At 63.8% G+C, this 11,649-nt stretch carries 14 protein-coding genes; 10 read left to right on the top strand and 4 right to left on the bottom strand.

Annotation, left to right across the window (positions count from 1 at the left end; translation table 11 throughout):
• Positions 1-84: 84 nt before the first annotated feature.
• Together dnaJ and dnaK are read right to left on the bottom strand one after the other, a co-directional pair.
• Positions 85-1,209 (bottom strand): molecular chaperone DnaJ, encoded by a 1,125-nt coding sequence (gene dnaJ, locus BHE75_RS13235; protein ID WP_015457241.1) that lies wholly within the window; start codon positions 1,207-1,209, stop codon positions 85-87.
• Positions 1,210-1,339: 130 nt separating this feature from the next.
• Positions 1,340-3,244 carry a molecular chaperone DnaK gene (gene dnaK / locus BHE75_RS13230; protein WP_015457240.1) on the bottom strand — a complete coding sequence of 635 codons (1,905 nt, stop codon included), beginning with the start codon at positions 3,242-3,244 and terminating at the stop codon, positions 1,340-1,342.
• 197 nt (positions 3,245-3,441) lie between these two features.
• On the opposite strand from dnaK, the gene BHE75_RS13225 reads away from it, so the two are divergent.
• Positions 3,442-3,906: a copper chaperone PCu(A)C gene (locus BHE75_RS13225; protein WP_070934161.1), complete on the top strand. Its 465-nt coding sequence runs from the start codon at positions 3,442-3,444 to the stop codon at positions 3,904-3,906.
• A 31-nt stretch (positions 3,907-3,937) separates the two neighbouring features.
• A complete protein-coding gene (locus tag BHE75_RS13220; protein ID WP_191225196.1) occupies positions 3,938-4,192 on the top strand; it encodes a hypothetical protein in 255 nt (84 codons plus the stop codon).
• 34 nt (positions 4,193-4,226) lie between these two features.
• Here BHE75_RS13220 and BHE75_RS13215 read toward each other — a convergent pair whose 3' ends face one another.
• The gene (locus BHE75_RS13215; RefSeq protein WP_070935866.1) at positions 4,227-4,709 is read right to left on the bottom strand and encodes a vgr related protein; all 483 of its coding nucleotides are present in this window, start codon (positions 4,707-4,709) and stop codon (positions 4,227-4,229) included.
• A 281-nt stretch (positions 4,710-4,990) separates the two neighbouring features.
• On the opposite strand from BHE75_RS13215, the gene BHE75_RS13210 reads away from it, so the two are divergent.
• The 3 genes from BHE75_RS13210 (at position 4,991) to BHE75_RS13200 (ending at position 8,649) form a co-directional block, all read left to right on the top strand.
• Positions 4,991-6,679, top strand: a complete 1,689-nt coding sequence (locus tag BHE75_RS13210) for a hypothetical protein (RefSeq protein WP_139181727.1) — start codon at positions 4,991-4,993, stop codon at positions 6,677-6,679.
• 215 nt (positions 6,680-6,894) lie between these two features.
• Positions 6,895-8,004 carry a hypothetical protein gene (locus tag BHE75_RS13205; RefSeq protein WP_139181726.1) on the top strand — a complete coding sequence of 370 codons (1,110 nt, stop codon included), beginning with the start codon at positions 6,895-6,897 and terminating at the stop codon, positions 8,002-8,004.
• Positions 8,005-8,103: 99 nt separating this feature from the next.
• Positions 8,104-8,649 (top strand): hypothetical protein, encoded by a 546-nt coding sequence (locus tag BHE75_RS13200; RefSeq protein WP_139181725.1) that lies wholly within the window; start codon positions 8,104-8,106, stop codon positions 8,647-8,649.
• Between the two features lie 6 nt (positions 8,650-8,655).
• Here BHE75_RS13200 and BHE75_RS13195 read toward each other — a convergent pair whose 3' ends face one another.
• Positions 8,656-9,210: a recombinase family protein gene (locus BHE75_RS13195; RefSeq protein WP_070934157.1), complete on the bottom strand. Its 555-nt coding sequence runs from the start codon at positions 9,208-9,210 to the stop codon at positions 8,656-8,658.
• Positions 9,211-9,483: 273 nt separating this feature from the next.
• Between BHE75_RS13195 and BHE75_RS13190 the strand changes: the two genes are divergently transcribed.
• From BHE75_RS13190 to BHE75_RS24735, 5 genes are all read left to right on the top strand, one after another.
• Positions 9,484-9,837, top strand: a complete 354-nt coding sequence (locus tag BHE75_RS13190) for a hypothetical protein (RefSeq protein WP_070934156.1) — start codon at positions 9,484-9,486, stop codon at positions 9,835-9,837.
• Positions 9,804-10,556 (top strand): hypothetical protein, encoded by a 753-nt coding sequence (locus BHE75_RS24115; RefSeq protein WP_191225195.1) that lies wholly within the window; start codon positions 9,804-9,806, stop codon positions 10,554-10,556. The genes BHE75_RS13190 and BHE75_RS24115 overlap by 34 nt, the downstream gene beginning before the upstream one ends.
• Positions 10,557-10,689: 133 nt before the next feature.
• Positions 10,690-11,148, top strand: a complete 459-nt coding sequence (locus BHE75_RS13180; protein WP_070934154.1) for a hypothetical protein — start codon at positions 10,690-10,692, stop codon at positions 11,146-11,148.
• Positions 11,145-11,402: a DUF3768 domain-containing protein gene (locus tag BHE75_RS13175; RefSeq protein WP_254684448.1), complete on the top strand. Its 258-nt coding sequence runs from the start codon at positions 11,145-11,147 to the stop codon at positions 11,400-11,402. Before BHE75_RS13180 ends, BHE75_RS13175 begins: the two co-directional genes overlap by 4 nt.
• Before the next feature lie 60 nt (positions 11,403-11,462).
• Positions 11,463-11,649: transposase (locus BHE75_RS24735; RefSeq protein ID WP_217494727.1), on the top strand; the 187-nt coding region annotated here is incomplete at its 3' end.

The raw sequence follows: 11,649 nt of genomic DNA, 5'->3' as shown, positions 1-11,649 counted from the left end.
GCCAGATATTCGGGCGTGGCGGTAATGGATGCCGAAACGGGTCCAGCCTGACGGGCTGCTCCCTGGGGTGGGGCAGCGTCGGCCTTATTCCCCGAACATGCCCTTCAGCTTGGCGAAGAAGCCGCTGGCTTCCGGCGATTCCTCGCCGGTTTCCAGCGTGCGGAATTCCTCGAGCAGCTCGCGCTGGCGGGGGGTGAGCCTGGTCGGCGTCTCCACATCGACCTGGATCACCATGTCGCCATGGCCCCGGCCGTTCAGCACCGGCATGCCGGCGCCGCGCTGGCGGATCTGCTTGCCGGACTGGATGCCGGCGGGAATGCGCAGCTCGTGCCGCTCGCCGTCCAGCCCCGGCACCTCGATCGTGCCGCCCAGCGCCGCCGTGGTGATGGAGACCGGATAGCGGGCGAAGAGAGTGGTGCCTTCCCGCTCGAACAATTTGTGCCGGCTCACATGGATGAAGATGTAGAGATCGCCCGGAGGCGCGCCGCGCGCGCCGGCCTCGCCCTCGCCGGTCAGGCGGATGCGGGTGCCTTCGTCCACGCCGGGGGGGATGTTCACCTCCAGCGTCTTGGTGCGATCGACCCGGCCTTCGCCCCGGCAATCGGGGCAGGGCTCGGCGATCACCTGGCCCGCACCGTGGCAGGACGGGCAGGTGCGCTCGACCACGAAGAAGCCCTGCTGCGCGCGCACCTTGCCGTGGCCGCCGCAGGTGGGGCAGCCCTTGGCCGACGTGCCGGGCTTGGCGCCGGTGCCGCCGCACGGCTCGCAATTGGCCGCGACGTCGACGCGAATCTCCGCCTTCTTGCCGTGGAAGGCGTCCTCCAGCGTGATTTCCATGTCGTAGCGCAGGTCCGCCCCGCGCCGCACATTCTGGCGGCCGCCACGGCCGCCGCCCATGAATTCGCCGAAGATATTTTCGAATATGTCGGAAAAGCCGCCGAAATCCTGCGCGCCGAAGCCGCCCGGCCCGCCCGCGCCGCCATTCTGGAAAGCGGCATGGCCGAACCGATCATAGGCCGCGCGCTTCTGCGGGTCCTTCAGGCAGTCATAGGCTGCGCTGATCGCCTTGAACTTGGCTTCCGAATCCTTGCAGCCGGGATTGCGATCCGGATGGCACTGCATCGCCAGCTTGCGGTAGGCGGATTTGATCGTCTTGTCGTCCGCAGTCCGTTCGACTTCGAGCAGTTCGTAGAAATCAACCTCGGCCATTCAGCCCCCCGGCCAGAAAAACCGCCCCTTCCATGGCGCGGGCGGAAGCGGCGATCCGCCCTCCGGCCGGCGTTGCCGCCGCCGAAGGGGGATGACCATCCATGCCATGCGAATGGAAGGGGCGCATCGCTTACGCCTTGTTGTTGTCGTCGACTTCCGAGAATTCGGCGTCGACCACATCGTCGGCCTTGGCTTCGCCGGCGTCGGCGGAAGGCGAGGCGGCGGCCGCCTGCTCCTTCTCGTAGATCGCCTGGCCAAGCTTCATCGCCACCTGGGCAAGCGCCTGGGCCTTCTCGGTCATCTGGGCGGGATCGCCGCCCTCGACAGCGGTCTTGGCCTCGGCCACGGCCGCCTCGATCTCGGACTTCAGCGCCGCATCCACCTTGTCGCCATGCTCCTCGAGCTGGCGCTCGGTGGTGTGGATCAGGCTTTCGGCGTTGTTCTTGGCTTCCGCCGCCTCACGCCGCTTCTTGTCCTCCTCGGCGAACTTCTCGGCATCCTTGACCATCTGGTCGATGTCGGCGTCGGAAAGGCCGCCGGACGCCTGGATGCGGATCTGCTGTTCCTTGCCGGTGCCCTTGTCCTTGGCGGTCACATGGACGATGCCGTTGGCGTCGATGTCGAACGTCACCTCGATCTGCGGCACGCCGCGCGGCGCCGGCGGGATGCCGACCAGATCGAACTGGCCGAGCAGCTTGTTGTCCGCCGCCATCTCGCGCTCGCCCTGGAACACGCGGATCGTCACCGCCTGCTGGTTGTCGTCGGCGGTCGAATAGACCTGCGACTTCTTGGCGGGGATGGTGGTGTTGCGATCGATCATGCGGGTGAACACGCCGCCCAGCGTCTCGATGCCCAGCGACAGCGGGGTCACGTCGAGCAGCAGCACGTCCTTCACGTCGCCCTGCAGCACGCCGGCCTGGATGGCGGCGCCCATGGCGACCACCTCGTCCGGGTTCACGCCGGTATGCGGTTCCTTGCCGAAGAAGGACTTAACGACTTCGCGCACCTTGGGCATGCGGGTCATGCCGCCGACCAGCACGACCTCATCGATCGCATCGGCCTTCACGCCGGCATCGGCCAGCGCCTTGCGGCAGGGTTCCAGCGTGCGGTTGATGAGGTCCGCCACCAGACGCTCCAGATCGGAACGGGTGATCGACTTCACCAGATGCTTCGGCCCGGTGGCGTCGGCGGTGATGAAGGGCAGGTTCACTTCCGTCGTCTGCGCGGACGAAAGCTCGATCTTCGCCTTCTCGGCCGCTTCCTTCAGGCGCTGGAGGGCGAGGCGATCCTTGGTCAGGTCGATGCCCTCGGCCTTCTTGAACTCGTCCGCCAGGAACTCGACGATCTTGGCGTCGAAATCCTCGCCGCCCAGGAAGGTGTCGCCGTTGGTGGACTTCACCTCGAACACGCCGTCGCCGATCTCGAGGATCGAGATGTCGAAGGTGCCGCCGCCAAGGTCGTAGACGGCGATGGTCTTGCCGTCATTCTTGTCGAGGCCATAAGCGAGCGCGGCCGCCGTCGGCTCGTTGATGATGCGCAGCACCTCGAGGCCCGCGATCTGGCCGGCGTCCTTGGTCGCCTGGCGCTGGGCGTCGTTGAAATAGGCCGGAACGGTGATCACCGCCTGGGTCACGGTCTCGCCCAGATAGGCTTCGGCCGTTTCCTTCATCTTCTGCAGGATGAAGGCGGAGATCTGCGACGGCGAATAATCGCTGCCGCCGGCCTGCACCCATGCGTCGCCGTTGCTGCCGCGGACGATGTGATAGGGCACCAGCTCGGTGTCCTTCTTCGTCACGGGATCGTCGAAGCGGCGGCCGATCAGGCGCTTCACCGCGAAGATCGTGTTGTCAGGATTGGTCACGGCCTGGCGCTTGGCCGGCTGGCCGATCAGGCGCTCGCCATCCTTGGCGAAGGCCACGATCGAAGGCGTGGTGCGCGCGCCTTCGGCATTTTCGATAACCTTGGGCTTGCCGCCGTCCATCACGGCGACGCAGCTGTTGGTGGTGCCCAGGTCGATCCCGATTACTTTAGCCATACTTATACCCTTCGTCCCCCGAAGTTTGCGGCGTATCCGCCGGTTCCCCTTGCCAGTGAAGCGAAAACCGGTCGGCTGTTGCTGTTCGGGGCTCGATATAGGCGGGCTTTCGGTTGCCGCAAGACACCCGGCTCGCCTAATGCGATCTGGTTGGAACGATCCGGCGCGGCGGCGATCGGATGGACGGAGAATATGCTATGGGTCGAGGGTTGCTGCGGCTGGCGCCGCTTGCGTTGATGGCACTGGCGGCGTGCCAGCCGGCACGGCCGGATGCGCCGGCGGTGAAGGATGCCTGGGTCCGCCTTTCGCCGGTGGTCGGGCGGCCGGCGGCCGCCTATTTCACTGTGGAAGGCGGCGCGCAGGCGGATCGGCTGGTCGCGGTGGAAAGCCCCCGCGTCGGCCGGATCGAGCTGCACGAAGGCGGCATGGCGGACGGCATGATGACGATGCGCCCGATCGACGGTGCCGACGTGCCGGCGGGCGGCACGGTGGCCTTCGCGCCCGGCGGCAACCATGCGATGCTGTTCGACGTCGCGGCCGATGTGAAGCCGGGCGGCACGCTGCCGCTCACCTTCCGCTTCAGGAGCGGCAAGGCGGTGAACGTCGATGCCGCCACCCGCGCGGCCGGCGATGCCGCGCCCGGCGGCCATGCCGGCCACTGATCGCCCCGGCGCCGGCCGGGCCGGGTAGGGGATGGCGGAACCGCCCATCTCCCGCCCTTTGACGGCGGGCGAGCGCGCGCTCGCCGCCGGCATGTTCGGGCCGGCGATCGACTATGACGCGGTCCGGCTCCACCGCCGCAAATGGTGGCCGCTCCACCCGCCCCGCGTGGTGATGGCGCCGGACGGGCACATCTGGTTCCACCCCGAAAGCCCGATCTGGCGGAATGATTTCGCCCAGGCGCCGGTCGCGGCGCAGGGGCTTTTCATCCACGAGATGGTTGTATAGCCTAAAGTAGCGCACATGCTCGAAAACCGCAGATTTATGCGGGTTTGAAGGGTAAAATGCTTTCGAGCGTTGCGATCGGCGGAGCGCCGGGAACAATAGCACCTCGACGCAATAGGAAAGTGTGCCGGACGATTTCCGCCTGCTGCTCTATGCCATAGCGTTCGAGCGTCCAGCCCGGTTTGATGCTGTAACTGTAGCGGCAGAAGGGATGCCGGCGGAGGATTAGGTTGATGCCGCGCTGGTGTTGCCAGACGTGGACCAGCTCGTGGATCAGGAGCCCCTGCTGACCGAGCGTGGCGGCGCCGAAGCAGCCGCAATAACCTCCGCCTGCCGGGTGAAAATGGATGGAACCTTGCGGAGCCATCGTGACGTGTCGCGGTTGGAAAAAGGCCCACTTGCGATTGATGATACGAACCGCGTCATAGTCGAGCGCATCACCGAACACACCTCGCGCTAACGTTCGTTCGGTATCGGACAGCGGGCGTTCGTCGCGCGACGTTTTTCGTCGGTAAAGCATCCTCCGAACATAGGCGGGCAGAAACAACGGAAAAGGAAAACTGCGGGCTCAAAAGTCGATTTGATCGAAAATGATGGTTAACACGCTCTTTTTGCTTGCCTTTAGGTTCAGCGCCACGTAAAGGCCCGCTCACCAACGAGCCGAAGCGGCAACGCCGCGCACCTTGCTCGTCGGCAGATCGACCCCGTGAATACGCACCAACCAGCGCAGGATGATCGCGTCTGGAGCGTATCGCGCAACCCATTGGCTTGGGTCGGCCTGACGACGAATGAGGTCGAAAAATGTTGGTAAAATCTGAAAATGTGAACTCCTCTGCCGCGACCGACGGGCGTGCGCTTGTGGCGCGTGATCCCGTTGGCCCGGAAGTGCCCCGCGCATTCACCCCGTCCGACGAAGCGGAACTCCGCCGTCTTCAGGACCGTCACGGTATTGTGACACGGTTGGAGGGCAACGCGGTTCGCCGTCGCGCGCTTCTGCTACGCGACCAGCATCGTTTCGTGCAGAAATACGGTGTCGCCTCGATCAACGCCTATGCCGAGAGCTTGGGCTTCAAGCATCTGGCGGCGACCCTCGTTCTGCATCTTGGCGCTCAGTTGCTCCTGAACATCAACATGCAGGAAGCGGCCGAAGGCGAGCGGGACGCGCTCCAGCATGAAGTGTCTCAACTCGCCCGCGCGCTGGCGACCCTCGCCGCGCGGAAGGGCGAGCACGATCACCTGAACGATGATGCGTTCGTGGACTGGTACAGGGCGCAGGGCCGTATCTCCGGCCTTGCCAAGAACTACCTTGAGGCCAATCGCGCGGCGAAGGCGGACGGCAAGAAAGCCGATAGCGTCCCGACCAAGACGCCCGACGAGCAGGTTGCCGAGATGTTCGACAACCCCGCTGCGCTCGAAATCGACGCGGTGGCGGGGATCGCCTCCGGGCAGGAAGGCGTGCTGATCTTCCGGCACGAGGGCGACAAGCTGCGGCTGATCCCGCTGACAGCGAACAAGGCTACGATCATCGGCTTGGCTGGTTATGCGCCATGCCCGCTCACGGCAGCGCCCGCTGATCTTCGCTTTTATCGCGCGATGCTACTGGCGGGTGCCGCGTTCGTGCCGGATGAGACGAGCGACATCCCCATCGAGGACGTACCTGAGGGTGACGTGGCGAACGATAGCTACGACATGCTGCCGGCCTATGGCATGTATCTGGTCGAGCGCGGCCGTTTCAGCATCGCCCACGCCCGCCGCGATGACGGCCTGATCCTTGAGATCATACCATCCGTCGACCTCGGCTATTCGATGAAGGGCGAATGCTTCATCGACAATTTCACCCGACGCCGGCTCAACGGGCGTCTGGTGGGTGAGGCGGATGCCGCGCTATTCGGCCTGAACCCGGTGGAAGGCGTCGCAGCGCCGGTGACGATTGCGGGGCAGACCAAGACCGTGACCTTCACGAGCAAGGCTGACGGCAAGCCGGTCAATCTCATCATCAAACCGCGCCAGATGGGCACGGTCTGGACATACCGGGTCAGCCCTGCATTCGCGCCGATAGCATCGGTGATCATGTCGCCCGAAACAGTGGCGGCGTTCGACGGCAGCTTCATGAAGGTGCTGCTCAGGCAGCAGAAGGACCGCGCCGTCACGATCACGGTTGGGAGTAAGGGCATCAGCTTCGCCAACGGCAAGGCGGCCGCCGCGCCCTTTGACGCCGATGCGCAGGGCGACGCCAAGGTTCAGGTCATGCTCGATGACCTGCGCCGAGCGATGGTCGGACTTCTGCCCTTGCCGATGACGGACGGGCTGACATGGCAGCTCGATCCGAACGGCCTGTTGCTCATCGAAGCGGCGACGGAGGTGGCCACCTATCGGGTCTTCGTCCAGACGCTCGAGCCGAACCGCGAGCAGCCAACCCGATCGCGCGCGCTACGCGAGCGGGTCCAGAGCCTGCCCAAGAGCGACGCGCCGGCCGCCGCAGCCGCCTGATGTAATTTTCCCGCCCATGTGATTTTTCACATGGGCGGGATTCTCACACGAGGATTCCCCGCATGACACGCGACTATGCTTCGCGCGGCAAGGACCGCGCGCGCTATCTCTTTGCCGGCCAGGCATCGAGCCACATGACACCTTATCGGAACGCGAGCCAGCTTCGCCCTGACGGAATGCCGGACGGAGTAGCTTCGCCGTCCGATCTCGATTTCATGAACCGCAGCAATCCGTTCTTCTTCACTGACCGGGCGCTCCACTCGGCAGGGCAGTATATCGGGCGGACTATGCCGCTGCCGGTCGGCACCTTCTCCAAGCGTCCCGGCAATACCATCCTGTTCGACAGCGGCGGGCTTCAGTTCGGGCGCGACCCCACACAATGGCAGGGCGACGCGTCGCGCGCATGGGCGTTGCGCTTCCTCGAAGCCAATGCCGACGAGGCGATCACTCTCGACGTGCCCACCCGCGTCATCACGCCGAGGCAATTGCCCTTCGACAGCTTCGCGACTGCGCTGGCGATAACCGTGGATAGCAACCGCTATTTCGCGCGCCACCGTTCTGCGGACGTGCGGTTCCTGTCCGTCCTGCAGGGCCAGACGAGCGCCGATGCCGTGGCGTGGTATGACGCGGTGAAGGTCCAGCCGTTCGAGGGTTGGGCATTCGGCGGCACGATGCGAACTGATTATATCCACATCACGGCCATGATGCTGCGCCTGATCGCGGACGGGCTGTTGACGCCGGACCGCAACCGCTTCCACTTCCTCGGTGTCGGCACGCTTACCCATGCGGTCATGCTGAGCGCGCTTCAGAAGGCGTTGCGCGAGCATATGGGAGACGATGATCTGCTCATCACCTTCGACACCAGCTCGCCATCGCATCTGGCGATGAACGGCAAGATTTATGGCTATCCGAACATCTCATCCACCTCGTTCGTCATGTCGATCTTGAGGCCGCCGGCCGATCCGGTTCATCAGGAATGGCGCACGCCTTTCCCAGTTACGAGCAGCCGGATCGCCGAGCGGTTGCTGGTCAGTGATCTGTGCGTGCCCGCGATCACCCGACAAGCGGGTTGGGACGCGCTGGGGCACGAAATTGTGGTCAACCACAACCACGAAAGTCTGCTGCGCGGCATCGACGACGCCAACGCGATCATGGAGATGCCGAGTGCGTGGTCGAGCGAGCTTGCGCCCGATCACATCATCAGGGCCTATCGGGCGTTACGGACCATGTTCCGCTATCCCGACCCGCTCACGCATGTCCGCCGCCAGAGCGCCGCTTTCGTCAAAATCCGACGCGGGAAGGCCAAGGAGGGAGAGGACGAATAGTCCAAGACCGATGCGGCGGTGTCGCAAACTGCCGCATCGACCACTCTGCTCGATACACGCCGCTCTGCGGCATTTGATGAATGTGATCAGGACTAAAAGATGACGAAATTGACTACACCGGTAACGATCGGACCGATGGTTGCCGCTCTCATCCGTCAGTTGGGCGGAGAGCCGATGCGCGTGCCGGTCGTCCCGCAGGCCGGGTGTGAACATGGCGAATGCTTTGCTGGTGTCAGCCGCCTTGTAGGGAAAACCGGCGGCGAGATGGTGACGGGCTGGTGTATCTGGGAAAGGCCGCGCGCGTGGGCCGAGGCGGAGCATCATGCGGTCTGGCGCCGCGAAGATGGGTCGCTCATTGATCCCACCCCCAAGCCAGACGGCGAAACCGAAATTTTGTTCGTGCCCGACGCGAGTGCTTTGTGGGCGGGGCCGGGGCATAACGGCTTGCCTACCGTCCGCCGGCCAAACCAGTTAAACCGCAACGCGATAACATGGGTCGAAATGGCAGATCAGGCGGACGCCCTGATCAGACCATATCGCATCCCCGGTGTTTTCGGGATTCCCGCAAATGTCATGGAGCAACTCCGCGTGCTTGCGGAAAAACAGAAGAAGGCGGAGGCGCGGCTACAGGCCAAAGGGCTGTAGCATGACCTATTCCGCGCCAGCCTTGCCCATGTGGCGATAGACGCTGGCGCGACCGACGCCCATCTCACGGGCAATGGCGGCGGGGGCCATCCCGGCCGCCATCAGCGTTTCGATCCGGGCGGTGTCGATGCTGGGCTTGCGACCGCGATACACGCCCCTGGCTTTGGCGCGCTCGATCCCGTCGCGCTGCCGATCACGGCGAATGTCGGCCTCGAACTCGGCCACCGCGCCGAGGATCGACAGGGTGAGCTTGCCGGTGCTGGTCGTGGTGTCGATGCCGGATTGCTGGAGGACGCGGAAGCCGCAGCCCTTGGCGTTCAGCCGCTCGATCAGCCGGTGAAGGTCCACCACCGATCGAGCGAGGCGATCCAGCCGCGTCACGGCCAGCACATCGCCCTCGCGCACGAAGTCGAGAGCATCGGCGAGCGCATCGCGTCCCTCGACGGTTCGACCGCTACGCTTCTCGGCAAAGATTTTCTCGCAGCCGGCCGCCTCAAGCTGCTCGTGCTGAACCTCAAGGCTCTGGCTGCTGGAACTGACGCGCGCGTAACCGACGATCATGGCACCTCCTGTCTCGGATGGGTTTAGACCCGCTCGGCCAAGTGTCTCGGAAGTCCTGCGTCAACCGAATTAAGACGCCTCGGGGCGTCTCGGCGCGGTGTCTCGGCCAGGTAAACCCGAATAATGCGGCTTGCCGGAGATAAATAGCGATGAAGCTGCGGGGCTCGAAATCTGCCGCTTCGGCAGTGAGGCTCGTGGCATTTCCTGAGAAAGACCAAGACCCGCTGCGCGTTTCGAGCCCGCGCGGCGGGTTCTTTTTCAGGAGAGTTGAACATGGCCAACAAAAAGAGCGCGGCCTACGCGCCAAGATGGATTTCATACGCCCAGCAAATACTCGCCGGCTTGAACGACGGCACCCGATCCAGCGAATCCGACAAAACAACCTATCGCATCATCGCACGGATCGTTCAGACGCTCGCTAAGGGCAATGCGCTAAGCGACAAGCAGCGAACCGCTTTTGTGGAGAGCATTCGCGTCAGGCTCGGCAAGCCCGATTTCATCTGGGTCGGCGCGATCAAGCTCACTCGCAGCCAGTTGGTCCCCGCCCGTGAATTCGCGGCCGGCCTCGGCCTGAAAGCCAGGAATATGACGCCTTGCACGCTCGCGTGGCCCATCTGGAGGGATTGATTGGGCAAATCCTGTCCGATTCCTGCGAACATCCCGCGCCAATCCTGTCCACTTCCTGTTCGAATCCTGCGGAAATCGCCCGCGAACCATTGGTTTCCTTGGACTTTCCTGACCTAACGATACGGAACGAGACGGAACGAAATCATGATGGCGACATGAATTGCCCTTCTGGCGATCCCATGATCCCAGGGCCTGCGGCGGCCAATGATGATCTTCCATCCACTCAGGGCATAAGGGATAATGATGATGGGAGGAAAATCCGCGCGGCGCAGGATCGCGTGGTGGTCAGCTATTTCCGCAACGATCCCGCCCGCGCGCCGAGCGCCAACCTCGAATATGCCGGTCAGCGGTTCAGCCTCGTTTTCCACTCGGCTGATGTGGCGGAGGAGAAACTGGCTGCGGTCTGCTCGTCAGGGTGGATGAAATTCCTAGATAAGGCGGGCGAAGCCGATCTGCGCGACCAGAGCCGTCTCCACCCGGATACGGACTTCCGCTATGTGCTGTCGCCGATCTACGGCGAGAAGGACCGCTTCGGGTTCAAGGCGCCCGTTGTAGCGGACTGCGCCGCCGCGCTCTTCTGGAGCGAGGATGCCACGCCCTTCGCCGTTGTCATCGTGGATGGCACGGAAATTACGACCATCCCGCTTGTCGAAACCGATCCGGTCAAGCGCAAGCCCTTTGGTCCGACGCACAAGGGCAGCGTGAAACTCGCCGCCTGAGCCGGGTAAATCTGCGAAGGCGACCGAAGAATTATTTTTGGCTGAATTTCTGATGCTTACGGGCAATCTTCGGTCGCTCTCACGAACGACGACATTACGGCTCGCATTTGTCCGAAACAAAAAGGAGATGCGAATGTCGATCCTCAAATCCCTCAAGCTTGCTGCTGCCGCCCCGGCGAACCCCGCCACGTCCGAGCATGGTTTTCGCGCGAAGCTGCTGCGCTACCTCGCCGAGCAGAAGGCGCTGGCGGAGGCGGAAATCGCCGGCACGTCGTTCAACGCGACCCGGCGCGTGACGCGCACCAACGATGCCGGTGAAAAGGTCCGCGTGGACGCGCCGCGCGCTGTGCGGAAAGGCTGGTTCACCGATGCCAGCGGCAAGATGTTTTTCCAGCTCCGCTACGGCAGCAAGCCGCTGGAATTCGCCAAGGGCATGAACGCGGTCGAGGTCCAGAACCTCAACGAAGTGCCGGAAATCATCGGCTCGATTATCGAGGCGATCAACGCCGGCGAGCTGGACCCGCAGCTCACGGCAGCCATCGCGGAGCGCAAGGCCAACTTCAAGCCGAAGGCGAAGAAGGCGGCGGCGTGACGCTGGAGACAACGAGGCGGGCGACCATCGCCCGCCTCAATGACCATTTCCGTGCCACGGGCGAGAACGGGTGGATTTTCCTGTCCCGTGGGATCGCTATCCTGCCGATCGCGACGAAGGACGAGGTAATCCGCGCCGTCCGCCTGTTCGGCGATTTCACCCCCGACAACGATCCGCACGGAGAACATGACTGCGCGATGCTGATGGTCGAGAGCTACCACATTATGTGGAAGATCGACGTAACCGTGTTCTGAAGGCCGCCTTGCGGGAAGCTGCTCCGCAGTGCTGATAGCCGCTTTTTGCGAGGAGCGGTGATGAGCGAGGATATCGAAGCGTCGGGGGCGAGTGCTCTTACGACCGGTCATATGAGTGATCGTATGAGCAGTCGGATCGCGGTGGTCGGCGGGCGTCGCCGTTGGTCGGTGGAACAGAAGCTGTCCATTCTGCGCGAGGCGTTTGGCCCCGACGGCTCGGTCGGGGCGACGTGCCAGCGGCACGCGA

Origin of the sequence: Edaphosphingomonas haloaromaticamans, assembly GCF_001853345.1 — a bacterium.
In the GTDB taxonomy this organism is placed as follows: domain Bacteria; phylum Pseudomonadota; class Alphaproteobacteria; order Sphingomonadales; family Sphingomonadaceae; genus Sphingomonas_E; species Sphingomonas_E fennica.
Note: the sequence above shows the minus strand (reverse complement) of the source record. Positions and strands in the feature narration are given on the sequence as shown.